Origin of the sequence: Micromonospora sp. NBC_01796, from assembly GCF_035917455.1 — a bacterium.
Classification (GTDB): domain Bacteria; phylum Actinomycetota; class Actinomycetes; order Mycobacteriales; family Micromonosporaceae; genus Micromonospora_G.
Map to the genome: position 1 here is coordinate 2393904 of NZ_CP109078.1, position 15836 is coordinate 2409739.

Genomic DNA, 15836 nt, shown 5'->3' on the forward strand with positions numbered 1-15836 from the left:
CCCCGCCGCCGCCACCAGGCAGGCCGCGACGAGCCACCAACCGGAGATCACGATCGACCTCCCGCCGGCCGGGACGGCAACTCCGGCCGAGCTAGCGGTCCCGATCGAGCCGGCAACTCCGGGCGAGTCGGGAGGCCCGGTCGCGCCGGCAACTCCGGCCGAGTCGGCGCCGCCGGTTCGAGCAGGACCGCTGGTACGGGCACCCCTCGTTCGGTGAGGAGTCGGGCCAGCGCGGTGGCGGCCGGTCCCGCCCCCTCACCTCGTCGCCAGGCCGGTACGACGGTGACCAGCCGTTCCGGCCCGCTCGGCAGGAGCAGGCAGACCGCTTCCAGCACCCGGCCCGCCTCGGTACGGCGTACCTGCAACAGGACCTGGAGGGCGGCGGTGACCTGTGCGTGCAGGGCTGCTCGGGGCAGGCCACCGAGCAGGCCGAGCGCCTCCAGTCTGGCCGGTACGTCAGCCGGGGCGTTGGCGTGCAGGGTCCCCGCCCCGCCGTCGTGTCCGGTGTTGAGCGCGGCGAGCAGGTCGACCACCTCGGCGCCCCGGCACTCGCCCACCACGATCCGGTCCGGGCGCATCCGCAGGGCCTGACGAACCAGGTCACTGAGCCCGACCGTGCCGGTGCCCTCCACGTTGGCGGTCCTGGCCTGTAGGCCGACCACGTGCGGGTGCACCGGGCGTAGTTCGGCGGCGTCCTCGACCAGGACGATCCGTTCGGTCGGCGGAACCAGGCCGAGCAGCGTGTTGAGCAGGGTGGTCTTGCCGGATCCGGTGCCGCCGACAACCAGGTACGCCAACCGGGCGGCCACCACGGCGGCGAGCAGTCCTGCCGCCGGCCGGGGCACGGTGCCGTGGCGTACGAGTTCGTCGAGGGTGAACGGGCGCTGCCGAAAGGTACGCAGTGACAGGTACGGCCCGTCGGTCGCCACCGGCGGCAGTACGGCGTGCAGCCGAGTGCCGTCCGGCAGCCGCCCGTCGACGTACGGGGATCCCTCGTCGAGGCGCCGCCCACAACCGGCCGCGAGCCGCTGGGCCAGCCTGCGTACGTCGTCACGAGTGCCGAGTGCGACCGGCACCGGTTGCAGTCCCCGTCCCCGGTCGACCCAGACCCGTACGCCGTTCACCAGCACGTCGGTGACCTCGGTATCGGCGAGCAGTGGGGCGAGCGGGCCGGCGCCGACGAGGTCGTCATGGACCTGACCGGCCATCCGGAGCACGGCGGTGTCGCCGAGGACCGCCGCACCGGGTTCGTCGCGTACGGCGGCGACCACGGCGGCCGGGGTGATCGCCGTACCCTCGGTGGCGAACCGTCGGCGGACCCGGCTGGCCAAGGGGCCACCGGCGGCGGCGCCCCGGCCGGCGGACGGGGGTCGGTTGTCCGCCGGCCCCGAACCGGTGGGACCGGCGACGCGGATGCGGTCGGTCATGCCGCACCCGCCGTCGGCAGGTCGTTGAGTTCGGTGAGCAGTCGCTGGCAGAGGATGGCGAGCGGTCCCCGGCCGGAGGCCGCGGGCGCCTCGCCGCGTTCCAGGCCGCGGCTGAGTCCCGGCTCCGGTCGCAGGGTGCCGGCGAGCGGCAGGCTCAGCGCCCGGGCGACGACGCGTTGCCTGATTCCCGTCTGCCCCATACCGTCGCCCCATGAGACGTGGTGCGAAGTACCGCCGGATCAGCGATGACCGGGAAGGGCGGGAGCTAGGGATCGCCCGCCAGGACGAGGACTTGGACGAGCTTGGCGAACGGGAAGGGGTCGTGTGGGTAGCGGACTACGTTGACAACGACATCTCGGCGAGCACCCGGTCATCCAAACCTCGGCCGGACTATGAACGGATGCTCCGCGACGCAAAGGCTGGCCAGTTCGAGGTCATCGGGGCTTACACCACCGGTCGCCTGACCCGTCGTCCTCGCGAACATGAAGACCTCATCGAGCTGGCCGAGAAGCACGGCACCGAGTTTGTCTACATCAAATCGCCGTCGTTCGACCTCAACACATCAGCCGGACGACGGATCGCGCGCATCCTGGCTGCCAACGACGCAGGCGAGGCGGAGGACATCGCGGAACGGGTCCAACGTGACGTGAGGCGCCGCGCTGAGGCAGGCGAGTTCCACGGTGGGCAGGTCCCGTTCGGTGTCACCCCGGTCTGGGGAACGAAACGAGTGCGTGGCCGGGAGGTGCCTCGGATCATCGACTTCAACCTGGACGCTGAACACGTCGCGTGGCTTGACGATGGTGCCGACCGGTTGCTCAACGGCGAGACGATCTACGGCCTGTGCAAGTCCTGGAACGACGCAGGCCGCCGGACCGACGCCGGGAACCTGTGGGAACCGAGAACCCTGAAGCGGATCTACACCGAGCCAGCGATCATCGGAAAGCGCGAGTACGGGGGCAAGCTAGTACCGGCACCCTGGCCAGCCATGATCGCTGAGACCAAGTGGCACCGCCTCCGCATCCTGCTGCTAGATCCGGACCGCCGGACCAGCGAAACGAACCAGCGGCGGTACGAGCTGTCTGGCCTGGTGTTCTGTTGCCGGGTCATCAACGGCAAGGCGTGCGGCACCCGCCTGCATTCCAACGCCAACGGGACGTTCGAGTGCCCGAAGATGCAGGGTGGGTGTGGTCGACTGCGCATCGCCATGGAACACCTCGACCGGTACGTGGTCGACATGCTGTTCTACCGGGCCGACGAGGTACGTGAGGCGTTGACCGTCGTTGCCCCGGACACCGACGACATCGAGCGGGACCTACGTGCCGCCCTGGTGGCCGATGACGAAGCCCTGCGCACGGTGGCGGACGAGCGGGACGACGGCAAGATTCAGAAACCCGAGTACGACCGACGCCGGACCCGCATCGAGGACCGCATGGCCACGACGCGCGCCAAGCTGGCCGCGATCGTCCGCACCCCGGCCAACATGCCGACCGGTACCGAACTACGGCGGGTGTGGAACGAACGGGACGTGACCTGGCGCCGAACCATGTTCGGGATGTTCATCCAGCGGATCGACATCGGACCACACCCAACCAACCCCGATACCGGTAGGCCGCTGGCCAGCGCACCATCACGCCGTAGGGGTGAGACCGAGGAAGCATGGCGCGAACGGTTCGACCTGGCCCGTGCCCACATCCTCGCCCAGCGGGTCACGGTGACGTGGGCTGCGTAGGACTAAAACGGCGGTTCGAGTTCCGCCAGGCGCCGCCTCTCCCTACGAGCAACTAATCTCCGAATTGGCCACCAAGGTAGGGGCGTTAGCGGAATCCTTGAAAGAGGGTCACCCGTCGTTCGATAGGGACGTTCTTGCCCTACCCGCGCCCACGAGCGGCCATTCGCGTCTGTGAACGCAACCGACAGCTCGAAATCTTTCGTCTCGAAACAACCCAGCTCACGCGAATCAAGAGGTTCATACAATTCAGCCTTGGTTCCAATCTCATCATCAACAACATCCCAAGTCTCTTCCGATGACCAGTACATCAGGAAGTCGCTGTGATGAATCCACACCCCCAGATTGAAGATCGGCGCCGAGCTATAGTTCTTAACCCTCCACGCAATAGATTCAATTCTACCCACCAGTCCGCTTTCCGGATCTACGTACGCTGCCGGTCCAAAATCGACGATGTGACCAACCACCAGCCTCGCTTGAGCCTCCTCATTGTCCCGTCGCTCGTCGCGCCTGACACGGATCTCATGACGGAACAGGAGCCACGTCGCCAGGGCAGCGATACCCGACAACAGCAGACCCACGACGCTCCCCCACGCCTGCATCCAGTCGGTGATCTTCGGGGCTTCCGCAGCTAGCACCGCGCCAGAGTACGGCCGCGCGTCCAGGGCGTGATCCCGCCTGACGGAGCCAACTTCTCCACGATGCGGAGAACTTCTGCGTCGAGTTCTCCACCTGTTGAAGATCAGCGCAGGCCAGTTCCGGAGTCCTCATACGTTCGCTGCGAACCGCACGACGAACCGGAGGACACCATGACGGACCCGACCCCCACCACGCCGGACGCGACCAAGCCCGCCCCGCGCAAAACCACCCCCGCGAAGCCGGCCACCACCCGGACCACACCGACCCCGGATGCCAAGCCGGCGACCCGCAAAGCTGCGGCCAAGAAGACCGCCGAACCGAAGCTGTACAACCCGACCGTGACCACCACCGGCCGGCTGGATCACTCGACGTGCGGGCACACCCGCGATTTGAAGGGCCGTGCCGCGTGCCGCGCCGAGGCGGCGAAGGCGGACAAGAAATGACCGCCGTCGGGGATGCCGAGGCCGGGGGTTACTCCCTGGCCCTCGGGCCGGTTCATGAGTGGATCTTTTACCCGTCACACGAGGCCATGACCCGTGCTGTCGCCCGGTGGATGGCGTTCGGTGTGGCCTTCTTCGAGGACACCGACGACGAAGAGTTCCCGTTCAGCGAGGAAGCCTCGGAAGCGCTGGCCGCAAACCAGGATGCGTCGCCATGCCAACCGGGGTGTGGTCCGTGCCGGTTCGGCCTCGGGGTTGTGTGCATCTGTGGCCCGGAGTGCGACCCGCCGACCGGGGGCGAATTCCGGTAACGCCACGACCCCGGCTCCCAACCTGGGATGTCCGGGGTTGTAGGCAGTGCAGGTTACGCGGGTACGGCACCACCAACGTCACGGAGAACACCGTCCACCCAGATCTGGAACGTCGGCCCGTTCCACCCCTCTGTCGGGATGTAGCAAGACACGCCGGCCACCTCCACCCGGACGTAGCGCACACCCAGGAAGTCGTACCACGGCTTCCCCTCCCGCATGGCGCGAGACATGGTTGCTAGGGCTGCGTCGATTCCCTCGGACATGACTCTCCCCTTCCGACGGCTGACCATCAGCGCGTCGAGAAGGACAGTTACACGGGATGGTTGACACCCACAAGCAGGAAGATCATCAATGCCTGAGTTCAGTGAAGGACCCTGAACCTCTTTCCGTTCCAGGGCTTACGGGGACATGTGCACTCGCACCGCCAGTCGCGGTAGATGCGGGTGTCGGGCTGGTCGATGCAGTCATGATCCTCGACGCCCGCCGCTGCACGGTCGAAGCACCGGATGCAGATCGTTGCCAGCTCCTCCCTCACTGCCAATCCCGCACAGCAGGCACGGTCCATCCATAGAACCGGGTGAACACCTCGTCCGGGGTCGGCACAGAGTCGTCCGGGTTCAGCGTGTAGAGGTCGTTCAGGCAGTCCAGGTACATCGTCGCCAGGTACAGGCTCAGCGACAGGGGCATCCCGTGATACCCGGCCAACAGCTCCGTACGCGCGGTTTCACACGGCCAGGGCTGACCACACGCCTTACAACCCCAGTGCGGTCGACCGGGAAGGTGCATGTGCCCCGTCACCGGAGTGCCGCCCGCACGTCGTACGCGTGGAGCTGGCCGAGCGTGTACCGGATCGGCTGCCGTTGCGGAACCGAAGCGGTCGGCATCGTCCATGCCGGGGCCGGCACCACGACAGCGGGTGTGGGCGGGGGGTCAGTCAGCTCATGCCGGCCGATACGGCGCGGCCGAGGGCGGAATAGGGACAGAAGGGCCATGAGGAATGCCATGCCCCATCGCACCACGTGGAGTTGTACCTGTACAACCCCCAGCTGAGCTGTACCACCCGAAACGGCGTGGTGCAAGTCCGCCAGGCCATACCTTCGGCTTGTGGAACTGCTTGGGTTGGACGAGATCCGTGACTTGCTTGGCGGGATCAGCAAGCAGCGCGCCACGATCATCGTGGGCCGCAAGGGATTCCCCGACCCGCTCGTCACGCTCAAGATGGGCCGGGTCTGGGATGGCAAAGCCGTCCGGGCCTGGATCGCCGAGAATCGACCCAGCCCGGCCGACGACTAAGGGTCAGCCTCCACGGCGCCTACGGGTCAACTTAGCCGGAAGCAGGGCGGGAGCATCGTCGTCTGGTTCCGGATCACCCGCTCCGGAGGGATGAAACGGGCGTATTCCCGCTAGCCCTTCAAAGATTTCCCTGCGTTGCTCGGGCGCGCTATCCCGGAGCGCCATCTCCACAAGGGAGCGATTGTGATCGGCCCGGATCTTCTCGCGGATGACGTGGAGAGCGAGGGCGGCGAGCGCCAGAATCGCGCCACCCAGTACCGCCCACGGCCCGTACGCAAGGAACGGGTCGATGCTTGTGAGCCCCACTGCCCTAATCCCCTTCACTCTCGGTCGAGTGAGGTGCACAGGCACGGCTCAGCTCGACCAGCCATTGATTGACTGATCTGCTGAGACCGCGCCACCGGCGAGCGGGGATCTCATTGGTACGGGGGGGGGGACGGCCCCTTAACGGGGCAGGTCCCGGTAGTCAGGTGTGTAGCCGCAAAGCAAGACTATTAGGTTGCCGGTACAGAAGATTTTAGGTTTAGTCTTTTATATCTTCTGGTTGTACTTGCTGAGTCCGCTGCAAATCGAACCCAGCCGCCTCAGCATACCCAACCCCGGCCGCGACACCAAACCGGCTCACCCACAGAGGCCCCTGAGATCAACACAGAGGCGCGAACGCAGCCCAGGGGTGGTGTGGGTAACCCCCGAACCGCGCACGCGGGCTTACGGGCGGTAACCGGCCTCTATGGACGGACCTTCCGGACGGACAACGACACGGCCTGGATGTTGAGCGCCGCACCCAGGGTGTGGAACGCCCTCAACGTGATGACCTCACCGGCGCTGGCCAACCGTTCGATCGAGCCGGCGACCGGGTCACCCTGGTTCGTCGTCGGTCGCTTCTGTTCCACCAGCGTCGTGCCGGCCTTGACGATGGCGAGGGATCGCACGCCGGCTGCGCCCGTCGACCACACCCCGTACGCCGTGAACGCGTAGACCCCGGTTGACGGGATGACCAGGTTGGTTGTGCTGGTGCCGGGGGTGAACATGCCGTGTGAGTCGATCTCGTCGGCGGTGAACTCGACGTTGGTGCCCGACCCGCCAGAGTTGATGGGCTGGGCAGCGCTCCGGAGGACGATGCAGACGGGCAAGGTCTCGACAGCATCAAGCCGGCTATCTACGTCCGTCACCCGATCATCGACCCTTGACACTCGGTCGTCGAGTTCGGCCACCCGACTATCGAGGCCATCGACAGCCGCCTCAACGCTGTCTGTTCGGGAATCCAGTTCGATGATCGCGTCTCGCAGCGGGTCGCCGTACTGACTCTTGCTGACCGGCTGCCCCGCGATCGGGACCTGGATCAGATCGTCGTAGTTACCCATCGTCGTCTTCTTCGTCATCAGTTTCGTAGAACTGACCGTCCACGACCGGGTGAGCGTCCACCAGTTGTCCGTGCTCGTCCTCGACCATGATGGCCTGAACCAAGAAATCCCTCGGGCCGACCGAGATGTCAGCGTCCACCTTGATCTGCGCCTTACCGATCGCGTGATCGATCGTGAACTTGGCGATGTCCGCGCGAACGCGATCGTCTGTGTTGGGGTCTCGCATGAGCTCACCCAACACCTTCGCTGCCGACTCGACGTGTTCCAGCAACAACCCACGCGCCCGACTCTTCAACCGGCGTTGAGCCTCGGCAATGACCTTCGGTGTGATCCATTTCGGCGTAGCGCCCCGGAAAGAGCCATCGCTTGCACGGGGTCGTCCGTGGGCCAGCTCGGCTGGATCCCATTCCTCAACAGGCTTGATAATGCCGACCTCTACGCCGGCCGCGTAATCCCGGTCGACGTTCATGCCACGCGCCAACCGCTTGCGTATCTGATCCGGCCTCCGCGACAGTTCGCGTCCAGCCATTGGTCCACACCTCCCCACTCTTGAATGCGTAAGGGGGACAGGCCAACCTTCCTGCACATGGCCTGTCCCCCGGTCTACGGGAAACGCTCAGAACGCCATGGGTGCGTGCCCGATGCCGTGCGGGTCGTTCCGGATGTCGTCCTCGGTTGGCGCGTTGTCGGTGGTCTGCGGGGTTGCTCCCGACGTCGTCGGGGCACCGCCCTGGAACTCCGGCTCGATCTGGCCGTACATCTCCATCAGCGACGGTTCGAGACCAGGCAGCACGGAGAACTTCCCGAGCTGTTCCCGCTGGAACTCATCCACGGTCTTCTCCGCGAACGCGGCCAGCTCGTCGTCTTCCGCCAGGATGGTTTCGTGCAGGTCGGTGACCCGTGCACGCTTGGCGGTCATGTCCCGGATCTGGGCGCGGAACTCGCGAAGGTCGGCACGGTCCACCACCTCGCCGTTGCGGATCGCGCGCCGGATCTCACCCAGCCGACGGCGCATCTCCGTGCACGCACCGACGACCTTCTCATCCCGCTGGTCGAATCGACGGTTCGCCCGGTCGTCGTACGCCTCTTGGTGGAGCTTCTGCCACTTGGTTTCCTGTCGATGGATGGCGGTGTCGATGATGCGCTTGCCCTTGTCGCTCAGCATCGGCGTCTCTTCGCGGTACAGCCGCCAGTCGGACAGGAATTTTGAGGCGGCGTATTGGACGGTCATCCGATTCCTCCGTACGTGGGTTCCCACAGCCCGTGATCGGCTTCCGTCGACCCGGTGTGGTCGAGTCCGTTCATGTCCTGCAACCGTTTGGCGGGAGCCATGTCGTCGGGAAGCCGCACCCCGCCGAACTCGCTGCCAGCGGCCATCTCGTCCACGGTCAGTTGAGTGCGCAGCGGGGGTGCAGCGTCAATCGCTGCGTCGAAGCGTTCCTCGGCGTTCACCCGTCCGTCTCCCGGAACTCCAGCGCCGACGGGTTGTTGAGCGGCCCGACGTACGGACCCGGACCCGGTCCCCGACCGAGCGCGGGGAAGGTGTCGGTCAGGTCTTCGCGCGCCACCTGCGCGGACTTGTCGTCTTCGCCGAACAGGGCTTCCTCGTCCTGGACGGCTCGCAGCGTTTCCCGGATCTCGTCGCGCAGCTCAGCCAGCGCGTCACGGCCCTTCTTCGGGCCGAGCTTCCGATGCCGGACCGCCATCACGACACCTGCCGCAGGCTGGTGAGCGGGAACGTGCCCTCCCAGACCTGGTCGTTGTCGTCGGTACCCGTGAGGACTACGACGCCGGTACCGTCCAGGGGTCGGATCTCCCACTTGCTGACGGTCAACTCGACCCGGTTGTATTTGAGCGCGTAGTTCACGCGGTTGGCCTCTTCAACGTCTTGCTTGGGCATTGCTTTTCTCCCATTCCTGATCGATCAGTTGCCGGATCAGCGCACCCAACGGCATGTCGTATCGGTCGGCCAGTGATTCCGCCCGGTACTTCTGCGATTCCGAGACACGGATCGTCGGCAACACTTTCGGGTACCTCATGACTTGTCCTCGTCGGCCCATTACCGACCTCCCGTCATGCGACGGCCAGACGTTCCGCGCGGAGTTGCGACACCAGATCCGCAGCACGGCACAACGTATCTCGATGGCTGTTGGCAAGGCGTTCGGTTCGTCTGGCCCGGCCGTAAGCCGCGTGGCTGCATCGGTCCCCCGTGATCGTGGCAACGACGCCGTACCGCTCCACGAGCTTGACCAGATACAGGATGAAAATCCAGGACATGAGCATGGCTTTCTCCCTTGTGTATGGCGTACGGAATTGCGACCACTGATCGCGGGAACTGTCGGCGGACCGCTGGTCATTCGCCACTGACGAAAAACACCGACACACGAATTATGCCCAGATAGCCCGAGCTTGTCAGGAAGGCCATTGTCGGTGTCGAGTTGTAGGCTGCGCGGCGTGAAGGTGAAGGCGTGGCTTGACGGCGATGAGATTGACCTTGAAGATCTGGTCGACCTGTTGCCCGATGGAGACATCCGGGTAGCGAAGGACGACGACGGGTACTACCTGTCTGCCACAAAGATCGACAATCGACCGGCCGGGGTGCCGTATTACGAGGCCGCCCGTGACGTGGTCCGGACGGTCAACGGACTGGGGCGGGCACACAACCCAGGCTTCCGGGCGGTCAGGCTGAACGGGCGCTACCAGGATGGGGACCGCAAGGCCACCGTCGTAATCGTGGGCACGGCCGAGGCGCGATTGGGTGCCTTCCGGGCGAAGGCCGTCGGGCGGGTGACCCGACCCGATGGGACGGTTCTGCCCCCACCCCCACCGCCTGGCCCCCGGCGTGCCGCACTGGCAGCCACACATCCGGACGTTGCGGAAGCGCTGGCCCTCATGGGTCAACCCACCCCGCTCGGATGGGTCGAGCTGTACAAGGTCTACGAGATCGTCCGCGATGCCGTGAGGCCGACCAAGCTAGAGAAATCGGGACTGGCCACCAAGGCCGAACTGAAGGCGTTCACCGGATCGGCCAATCGGCCAGACGTCAGCGGAGCCGACGCACGACACGCACGCCCGGATGGCGCTCTACCCCCAACGCGGACCATGACGCTTCCACAGGGCCGGCAATTCATCGGGGACCTTGTGTGCGCCTGGTTGGACAGCTTGGCGTAGCACTTCTCCACATAACGGCAATTATGGTGTCTCCGCATAGCGCACCAAAGCGGCGCAAGCTAAACGGACCACACCCACCCTCGCGGGGTCACCGGATGCGCGGCTAACGGGGTGCGTGTGGTCGGTGGGACAGAACCCGTTCAGTTCGTTTCTAAGACGATGGGGCACCCACACGCGACAAACCCCCGCGATTGGATGCCCCACTCCCTCTGTGGCCACCTGGACTGCCTTCCCGGCCCACGCATACGACCCCGGACGGATGTTCATGTTGCCATTTCAGGTTCGGCGTAGGTCCCGCCTTGTTACGGATGGCCCCGCTAACCGCAGACCACACCGCACACGACCAGGACGATTGCTGCCGGCACGACCAACAACCACACATGCCCGTTCAGCTTCATTGCGTTCCCCCATCCGTCGACCGGACGGTATGGCGGCAATCCGTAGCCGCGCATCTCGTGGGGTCGAGTTCGTGACTTCGTTCCCCCCATACACAACGGGAACGGGGAACGAACCCGTTCCCCCGCCGTCGTCTTGTGCCGGTTCCCCAGTTCGTTCCCTGGCAAATGGCGCTTGACGTGCGGAAATACGAGTTCGTTCCCCTGCGTTCCCTTCCTATGGGAACGAAGTCGGCCTACCGTGTCCGGGATTGAGTTCGTTCCCTTTATTCCTCACGTCGCGGCGGTCCCCACCGCTCGGATTCTTGGCGGTCGCCGTCACGCTTGACCGACCGCGCGACGATGCTCGGTGTGGGCATGCCGGTCAACTGGTTCCACACCTCGTTGAAGATCGTTGGCTTGCCACCGACCCGCGCCCGGACATCGGTCTTGGTGTGCTGCCACGGCTCGGCGGTCACGAGCGTCAGGATTTCCTTCCGCATGGCCGGGCGTGGTCCCTTCTCGCTGGCCGGGACGTCCGCGACTTCCAGCACCGCTGACCGGCCGACCGGGACACGGCGAACCCAGGTCTCCGCCCCCGCTGGCCCCTCCTTGACCTTCTTGCGTCGGATGCACACCAACGTCTCGGGGTTGTCCGGTTCCTGTTTCTCCAAGACGATGACCTCGTCGGCGTTGCTCTCGAACTGTGATCCACCTCGGGCGCGGTTCTGGGGTCCCCATCCGGTGTGGTGCACCAGCACCGCCGTCCCGTCGATGTCCATCGACAGGTCCGACAGGTATCTCATGACCGGCGCGGCGTCCTTCGTCTCGTCGGCCTCCGGTGCCAGAGACGAGAACGTGTCCAGCACGACGAGCACGGCATCACGGTCGACGGCCAGCTTCGTCAACGCCTCCCAGAAGATCGGATCCTTCAGGCTGGCGGGCTTCAGAACGAAGGTCACCATCTCCGGGTTCAACTTGGCTTCGTTCTCCTCTTCCCACGCAGCGATTCGACCGCCAAGCCCGTAGGCGCCTTCACCTACGACGAAGATCACGTGACCGGTCATGGCCACGTGGTGACCGAGCCACGGCTTACCGGTCGCCACCGAGCACCCCATGCCGATGACAGCAAACGTCTTGTTACTGCCCGTCGCTCCGACCATGATCACTGCCGAGCGGAACCCAAGCGCGCCCTCGATCAGCGGTTCGGGCGGTGGGAGCGCGTGGATGTCCGCCAGGGTGAGAACCCGCCCCAGCTTGTCCGACATCACGTCCTCGATCTCCTCGAACGCCAAGTCGTCGTCGGTCATCGCTGGGCCGCCTTCTCGTATTTCGCCCAGCAGCGAGGCAAGTCCTCGTCCAGCCGTTCGGCGTAGTCGGTGGTCGCGGGTTCGAAGTGCTGCATCAGCGCGTACGTCTGGTCGATCGTCAGACCGGCCGCGTAGAAGTCACGCCAGAACCCGTAGAACGTCCGGGAGATGTCACCCTTGGTCCGCAACATGTTGGACCGTAGGATGCTTCGGGTCTTCGATGGCAGCCGCGCCATCAGCTCCCGCCGTTCGGCTGTCGTCAGCGCGATGACCCGCATGGGTTCGGATCGGCCACCAGTCACCCCCAGCATGTCCCGAAGGTTCCGGAGGTCCATCCCTCCGGCGTACTCCCGGAGCATGTCCAGCAACGCCTGTGGATGGATCTGGGTCCGCCTGCCGACGGCTGGTATCGGGCCGACCCGCGCACCGGTCTTAGGGTTGATCGACCCTGGCAGCCGAAGCAACGAGTCGTCGGACCACTTGGCGTCGCCGTGGATGGCCTTCGTCAACAGCCAGTTGAGCAACGAGATGTTCTCCGGCTTCCTGACCGGCCGAGACAGCGGCACGTACACATGGAAGTTGCCAGGCCGCCCCGACGGCACTAGCCGGGTGTGGTCCCTGAGCTTGTCCGGCACGATCAGTTCGGGACGCTCCGGCGACGCGTCGAAGTCAGACCAGATCACATGTGACAGTGCCGCCGTGCCCTTCTTCCGCCTCGCCCCTGCCGGCCTCGGTGCCGGGCAGACGAACATGTGCGTCTTGGCCGCGTTGAACTTGGAGAAGTAGTCGAACACCCGCGCTACCGGCATCGTGGATGGTTCCGGGGCGGCGAAGAAGCCACCGTCGGGCTTCTGGCCCACACCCACCCACAGCGTTGCCGTCGGGTCCACCATCCGGAGCCAGGCGTTGACCTGGTCTTTGTCGATCACGACGGGTCACCACCGAACTCGATTTCAAGGAAGTAGTCACCCATAGCGTGATAGATGCGCTTGAACAGGCGGCGGTACTCGGGGTCGTTCTGGAGCTTCGGAAGGAGTTCCCGTCGCCAGTCCTCCAGCTCGGCCAGGCTTTGCACGGTGATCATCGACCAGAGGGCAATGCTCATGTACGAGTCGTCATCGAGGTGAGGGATCAACGCCTGCCGCTCGCGCCTCCCCATCCGGAAGAGCACCACGACGAACGGCGGCGGGGTCGGTCGCTTCGCACGCGGCTCGCCACCACCATGCGATGATGACCCGGCTGAAGCCTTTCCCGAGTGCCCGTCCTCCCTGCCATGGGGGCGGGCCTCATCCTGTTCAGCCACGGGAAGCACCGCCCTGGAACAGTGCAGCGGCACGGCTGATCAGGGATTGGTCCTGGACCTTGTCGGGCAACCCCTGCGCACGGGCCGACCGGACCGCGTGCTGTACCGCGACCTCACGCGCATTCTTCGGCCGGTACCACTCACGCTCGGGAGCGTGCAGGATCGCATCGTGCCGGAAGTCCACCGGCCGCTTGGTCGCCAGCTTTCGCAGCGCTTGGCGGAACCCGTCGTCCTGCCGGGCGCTCATGACCGGACCGCCTTCCGGGGGTCCAGGTGGGGCTGGTACGGGGTGGCCAGAATCCCTGGGGTGAACAGCTTCGACAGGGGGATGCCCAACAGCTTGGGCAACGAAGTCCGGCACCGATCGCAGGGGTGCGTCCGGCCTTGAAGGACGTTCTTCAGGTGGTTTTCGTTCACCCCGATCTCTCGGGCCGTCTCGACGATCGATCGCCCGTGTTCGGCAAGAGCCCCGATCGCTTTACTCTGCCGGCCGTGCCGACTAGTGGATCTCATCTGTGGTTCCTTCCACGCCCCGTCCGAGACAGCAAAGGAACCTGCGGCCACAGAAATCCGGACGGGGCATGGTCCGACTCACGTGGTGCAGGTTCCCGGTTTGTCTCGGTTGTGGACGGGAGCCACAGTGTCCGGCACGACTTGCCCGTTGGGTGACCCCGATACGGTGCGTGCTTGCCAATCATGTTACCCGACCGAACAGAGCCCTGATCATGAGTGAGCGTTCCGTAGCCGTCCGTACGGGTCGGGCACGGTCGCACCACCCCCAACCCGTGCCAACGTCTCTGGGGCCACCTCAGAGCGGTCAGCCCAGCCGTCCCGGCCACACTCGGGGCACATCCATCGCACTGGTTGTTGCCGCGCCCACGGTGTGTCATGCTCGGACACAAGGAGGGGAGTATTCCCCGACGGTGGTGCCGTCAGCACGGTGGAACTCCGGTCCAGCCGGGGAAGAAACCCGGCACCATCGGTCACCTCAGGGCCCAGCGCCCTGGTCAGTGACGGAAGAGACCTCCGACAGTCACCCAACCCATGCGTCCTGCTGGCACGAGTAGCCCATACGAGGGCGCTTCCAGCGGGTACGCGGCGTGAGCTGTCGGAGGTGCCCCCTTGCTCACGATTTACGCTGCTCTCACGGTGGCCGCCAGCACAACGATCTACGCTGGCGCCAAGATTGCCGCCCTCCTCATCGCTCTGCGGGATACGAAGCCGTCCGAGCGTGCCGTACTCATCGAGGCGGTGGCCGAGCTGTTCCGAACTCGTCCCTGGCCAAGGAGTCGAGTAGGAACACAACGCCGGCCCCGAGCGATTCCATCAGCCAAGCCCAAGCAGGATGCAGTCGACGCAGATGCGGGGTGACGGGTTTCGTGCAATGGGTCACCTCACGGGCCTTGAGCCGGCCGGGCGCCGGCCCGCGCACGATCACCGACAGCTCGGCGCAGTGCAGGCTGGCCGCGGTGACCACACGGGCCGCCGCGGCGGTTGCCCGCAGTTCGGCCGGTACCACGACAAAGGCCCGGTCGGCGGCCTGCAACGCGATCACGGCAGCGTCGTCGAGCTGGCGTGGCAGGTCGACGATGACCAGGTCGCGGCCACGGCGACCGGCGTCCATGGTGGCGGCCATCGCCTCGGCCGGCAGGTTGAACAGGTCACCCCGGTCCCAGGAGAGCATCACCAGGTCACCTCGGCTGGGCAGGGCCCGGACCAGCGCCGGTGCGTCGACCCGTCCGTCGACCTCGGTCAGGGCGGGCCAGCGGAGCCCTTCGAGCTGCTCCCAGCCGAGCACCAGGTCGAGCCCGCCGCCGAGCGGGTCGGCGTCGACCAGCAGGGTGCGCAGCCCGCCCCGCGCGGCGGTCACCGCGAGCCCGCCGGCCAGCACGCTCGCGCCGGCGCCGCCCCGGCCACCGATCACCGCGACCACCCGTCCGGGTGCGGCGGCGGACGATCCGGGTACGCCCTCGGCGAAGCGGTCCACCAACCACGGTTGCGCCGCCGGCAGCATGGCGACGTGCTCGGCGCCGATCAGCTCGGCCAGTTCCCAGCCGGGATCACCCGGACCGGACCGGCCGACCAGCACCACCCTCGGGCGGCGCGGAAGTCGCGCCCGCAGGCAGGACTGCGCCTGGTCGGTGCCGACCATGACGAGCGGCGCGGCGGCCCAGCGGGAGCGGGCGGCGGCCGGGTCGGCTACCACCTCGACCTCCGTGCCGCCGGCCGCGGCGAGTTGGAGCAGTTCGTCGAGCAGGTCACCGTCCGAGGTCAGGACCAGCGGCAGGCGGGGTCCGGGTTGGACAGGGGTACGGGGTGGCATCGCGGTCTCCAGCGGCGGGCGTCGGTACGGGGTGACCGACACACCCTGAACCGGCCGGCGTGTCCCCGTCCCCACCTCCGGCCCTGCCTGTGGATAACCGGGCCGCCTGTGGAAAACGCCCGAGGACGGCCTTGATCTGCTATGAAAGCTCGGAC

Annotated in this window: 21 protein-coding genes and 1 pseudogene; 5 read left to right on the top strand and 17 right to left on the bottom strand. The window is 66.1% G+C overall.

The genetic code is table 11. From position 1 onward, the window contains the following. Positions 1–47: 47 nt before the first annotated feature. Together OIE47_RS10935 and OIE47_RS10940 are read right to left on the bottom strand one after the other, a co-directional pair. Positions 48–1427 (bottom strand): TadA family conjugal transfer-associated ATPase, encoded by a 1380-nt coding sequence (locus OIE47_RS10935; RefSeq protein WP_326561382.1) that lies wholly within the window; start codon positions 1425–1427, stop codon positions 48–50. Further along, positions 1424–1597 (bottom strand): annotated as a pseudogene (locus OIE47_RS10940) (septum site-determining protein Ssd); the annotation flags it as partial. The gene OIE47_RS10935 and the pseudogene OIE47_RS10940, both read right to left, overlap by 4 nt. 41 nt (positions 1598–1638) lie before the next feature. On the opposite strand from OIE47_RS10940, the gene OIE47_RS10945 reads away from it, so the two are divergent. Beyond that, positions 1639–3156, top strand: a complete 1518-nt coding sequence (locus OIE47_RS10945) for a recombinase family protein (RefSeq protein WP_326561383.1) — start codon at positions 1639–1641, stop codon at positions 3154–3156. Positions 3157–3158: 2 nt separating this feature from the next. Here the strand turns inward: OIE47_RS10945 and OIE47_RS10950 are convergent, their stop codons facing one another. Next, complete coding sequence (locus tag OIE47_RS10950) at positions 3159–3791, bottom strand: hypothetical protein (RefSeq protein ID WP_326561384.1); 633 nt, start codon at positions 3789–3791, stop codon at positions 3159–3161. A gap of 171 nt (positions 3792–3962) precedes the next feature. On the opposite strand from OIE47_RS10950, the gene OIE47_RS10955 reads away from it, so the two are divergent. Both OIE47_RS10955 and OIE47_RS10960 read left to right on the top strand, forming a co-directional pair. Next, positions 3963–4235, top strand: a complete 273-nt coding sequence (locus OIE47_RS10955; protein ID WP_326561385.1) for a hypothetical protein — start codon at positions 3963–3965, stop codon at positions 4233–4235. Beyond that, positions 4232–4543 (top strand): hypothetical protein, encoded by a 312-nt coding sequence (locus tag OIE47_RS10960; RefSeq protein ID WP_326561386.1) that lies wholly within the window; start codon positions 4232–4234, stop codon positions 4541–4543. The genes OIE47_RS10955 and OIE47_RS10960 overlap by 4 nt, the downstream gene beginning before the upstream one ends. 531 nt (positions 4544–5074) lie before the next feature. Here OIE47_RS10960 and OIE47_RS10965 read toward each other — a convergent pair. Beyond that, positions 5075–5230 (bottom strand): hypothetical protein, encoded by a 156-nt coding sequence (locus OIE47_RS10965; protein ID WP_326561387.1) that lies wholly within the window; start codon positions 5228–5230, stop codon positions 5075–5077. 417 nt (positions 5231–5647) lie between these two features. On the opposite strand from OIE47_RS10965, the gene OIE47_RS10970 reads away from it, so the two are divergent. Next, on the top strand, positions 5648–5836 hold the full coding sequence (locus tag OIE47_RS10970; protein ID WP_326561388.1) for a hypothetical protein: 189 nt from the start codon (positions 5648–5650) through the stop codon (positions 5834–5836). A 728-nt stretch (positions 5837–6564) separates the two neighbouring features. On the opposite strand, the gene OIE47_RS10975 is transcribed toward OIE47_RS10970, so the two are convergent. The 8 genes from OIE47_RS10975 to OIE47_RS11010 form a co-directional block, all read right to left on the bottom strand. After that, on the bottom strand, positions 6565–7200 hold the full coding sequence (locus tag OIE47_RS10975; RefSeq protein WP_326561389.1) for a hypothetical protein: 636 nt from the start codon (positions 7198–7200) through the stop codon (positions 6565–6567). After that, the gene (locus OIE47_RS10980) at positions 7193–7729 is read right to left on the bottom strand and encodes a hypothetical protein (RefSeq protein ID WP_326561390.1); all 537 of its coding nucleotides are present in this window, start codon (positions 7727–7729) and stop codon (positions 7193–7195) included. Before OIE47_RS10980 ends, OIE47_RS10975 begins: the two co-directional genes overlap by 8 nt. Before the next feature lie 87 nt (positions 7730–7816). Beyond that, entirely contained in the window at positions 7817–8431 is a 615-nt protein-coding gene (locus OIE47_RS10985; protein WP_326561391.1) for a hypothetical protein, read from the bottom strand. Then, positions 8428–8652 (bottom strand): hypothetical protein, encoded by a 225-nt coding sequence (locus OIE47_RS10990; protein ID WP_326561392.1) that lies wholly within the window; start codon positions 8650–8652, stop codon positions 8428–8430. The genes OIE47_RS10985 and OIE47_RS10990 overlap by 4 nt, the downstream gene beginning before the upstream one ends. Then, positions 8649–8906 carry a hypothetical protein gene (locus tag OIE47_RS10995; protein WP_326561393.1) on the bottom strand — a complete coding sequence of 86 codons (258 nt, stop codon included), beginning with the start codon at positions 8904–8906 and terminating at the stop codon, positions 8649–8651. The genes OIE47_RS10990 and OIE47_RS10995 overlap by 4 nt, the downstream gene beginning before the upstream one ends. After that, positions 8906–9100: a hypothetical protein gene (locus OIE47_RS11000; RefSeq protein ID WP_326561394.1), complete on the bottom strand. Its 195-nt coding sequence runs from the start codon at positions 9098–9100 to the stop codon at positions 8906–8908. Before OIE47_RS11000 ends, OIE47_RS10995 begins: the two co-directional genes overlap by 1 nt. Further along, complete coding sequence (locus OIE47_RS11005) at positions 9081–9239, bottom strand: hypothetical protein (protein ID WP_326561395.1); 159 nt, start codon at positions 9237–9239, stop codon at positions 9081–9083. The genes OIE47_RS11000 and OIE47_RS11005 overlap by 20 nt, the downstream gene beginning before the upstream one ends. A 34-nt stretch (positions 9240–9273) precedes the next feature. After that, on the bottom strand, positions 9274–9483 hold the full coding sequence (locus tag OIE47_RS11010) for a hypothetical protein (protein WP_326561396.1): 210 nt from the start codon (positions 9481–9483) through the stop codon (positions 9274–9276). 171 nt (positions 9484–9654) lie between these two features. Between OIE47_RS11010 and OIE47_RS11015 the strand changes: the two genes are divergently transcribed. Next, positions 9655–10371 carry a hypothetical protein gene (locus tag OIE47_RS11015; protein WP_326561397.1) on the top strand — a complete coding sequence of 239 codons (717 nt, stop codon included), beginning with the start codon at positions 9655–9657 and terminating at the stop codon, positions 10369–10371. A 661-nt stretch (positions 10372–11032) separates the two neighbouring features. Here OIE47_RS11015 and OIE47_RS11020 read toward each other — a convergent pair. From OIE47_RS11020 to ssd, 5 genes are all read right to left on the bottom strand, one after another. After that, complete coding sequence (locus OIE47_RS11020) at positions 11033–12055, bottom strand: AAA family ATPase (RefSeq protein WP_326561398.1); 1023 nt, start codon at positions 12053–12055, stop codon at positions 11033–11035. After that, the gene (locus OIE47_RS11025; protein ID WP_326561399.1) at positions 12052–12984 is read right to left on the bottom strand and encodes a hypothetical protein; all 933 of its coding nucleotides are present in this window, start codon (positions 12982–12984) and stop codon (positions 12052–12054) included. Before OIE47_RS11025 ends, OIE47_RS11020 begins: the two co-directional genes overlap by 4 nt. After that, positions 12981–13358: a hypothetical protein gene (locus tag OIE47_RS11030; protein ID WP_326561400.1), complete on the bottom strand. Its 378-nt coding sequence runs from the start codon at positions 13356–13358 to the stop codon at positions 12981–12983. The genes OIE47_RS11025 and OIE47_RS11030 overlap by 4 nt, the downstream gene beginning before the upstream one ends. Beyond that, the gene (locus OIE47_RS11035) at positions 13351–13605 is read right to left on the bottom strand and encodes a hypothetical protein (protein ID WP_326561401.1); all 255 of its coding nucleotides are present in this window, start codon (positions 13603–13605) and stop codon (positions 13351–13353) included. The genes OIE47_RS11030 and OIE47_RS11035 overlap by 8 nt, the downstream gene beginning before the upstream one ends. A gap of 993 nt (positions 13606–14598) precedes the next feature. Further along, the gene (ssd, locus tag OIE47_RS11040) at positions 14599–15681 is read right to left on the bottom strand and encodes a septum site-determining protein Ssd (RefSeq protein WP_326561402.1); all 1083 of its coding nucleotides are present in this window, start codon (positions 15679–15681) and stop codon (positions 14599–14601) included. Between the last annotated feature and the right edge of the window lie 155 nt (positions 15682–15836).

What these genes read in the sequence shown, in the direction of transcription:
- OIE47_RS10935 (WP_326561382.1), bottom strand. Translation starts at nt 1,427, where the DNA reads ATGACCGACCGCATCCGCGTCGCCGGTCCCACCGGTTCGGGGCCGGCG.
- OIE47_RS10945 (WP_326561383.1), top strand. Translation starts at nt 1,639, where the DNA reads ATGAGACGTGGTGCGAAGTACCGCCGGATCAGCGATGACCGGGAAGGG.
- OIE47_RS10955 (WP_326561385.1), top strand. Translation starts at nt 3,963, where the DNA reads ATGACGGACCCGACCCCCACCACGCCGGACGCGACCAAGCCCGCCCCG.
- OIE47_RS10960 (WP_326561386.1), top strand. Translation starts at nt 4,232, where the DNA reads ATGACCGCCGTCGGGGATGCCGAGGCCGGGGGTTACTCCCTGGCCCTC.
- OIE47_RS10965 (WP_326561387.1), bottom strand. Translation starts at nt 5,230, where the DNA reads ATGCCCCTGTCGCTGAGCCTGTACCTGGCGACGATGTACCTGGACTGC.
- OIE47_RS10975 (WP_326561389.1), bottom strand. Translation starts at nt 7,200, where the DNA reads ATGGGTAACTACGACGATCTGATCCAGGTCCCGATCGCGGGGCAGCCG.
- OIE47_RS10980 (WP_326561390.1), bottom strand. Translation starts at nt 7,729, where the DNA reads ATGGCTGGACGCGAACTGTCGCGGAGGCCGGATCAGATACGCAAGCGG.
- OIE47_RS10985 (WP_326561391.1), bottom strand. Translation starts at nt 8,431, where the DNA reads ATGACCGTCCAATACGCCGCCTCAAAATTCCTGTCCGACTGGCGGCTG.
- OIE47_RS10995 (WP_326561393.1), bottom strand. Translation starts at nt 8,906, where the DNA reads ATGGCGGTCCGGCATCGGAAGCTCGGCCCGAAGAAGGGCCGTGACGCG.
- OIE47_RS11000 (WP_326561394.1), bottom strand. Translation starts at nt 9,100, where the DNA reads ATGCCCAAGCAAGACGTTGAAGAGGCCAACCGCGTGAACTACGCGCTC.
- OIE47_RS11005 (WP_326561395.1), bottom strand. Translation starts at nt 9,239, where the DNA reads ATGAGGTACCCGAAAGTGTTGCCGACGATCCGTGTCTCGGAATCGCAG.
- OIE47_RS11010 (WP_326561396.1), bottom strand. Translation starts at nt 9,483, where the DNA reads ATGCTCATGTCCTGGATTTTCATCCTGTATCTGGTCAAGCTCGTGGAG.
- OIE47_RS11020 (WP_326561398.1), bottom strand. Translation starts at nt 12,055, where the DNA reads ATGACCGACGACGACTTGGCGTTCGAGGAGATCGAGGACGTGATGTCG.
- OIE47_RS11035 (WP_326561401.1), bottom strand. Translation starts at nt 13,605, where the DNA reads ATGAGCGCCCGGCAGGACGACGGGTTCCGCCAAGCGCTGCGAAAGCTG.
- ssd (WP_326561402.1), bottom strand. Translation starts at nt 15,681, where the DNA reads ATGCCACCCCGTACCCCTGTCCAACCCGGACCCCGCCTGCCGCTGGTC.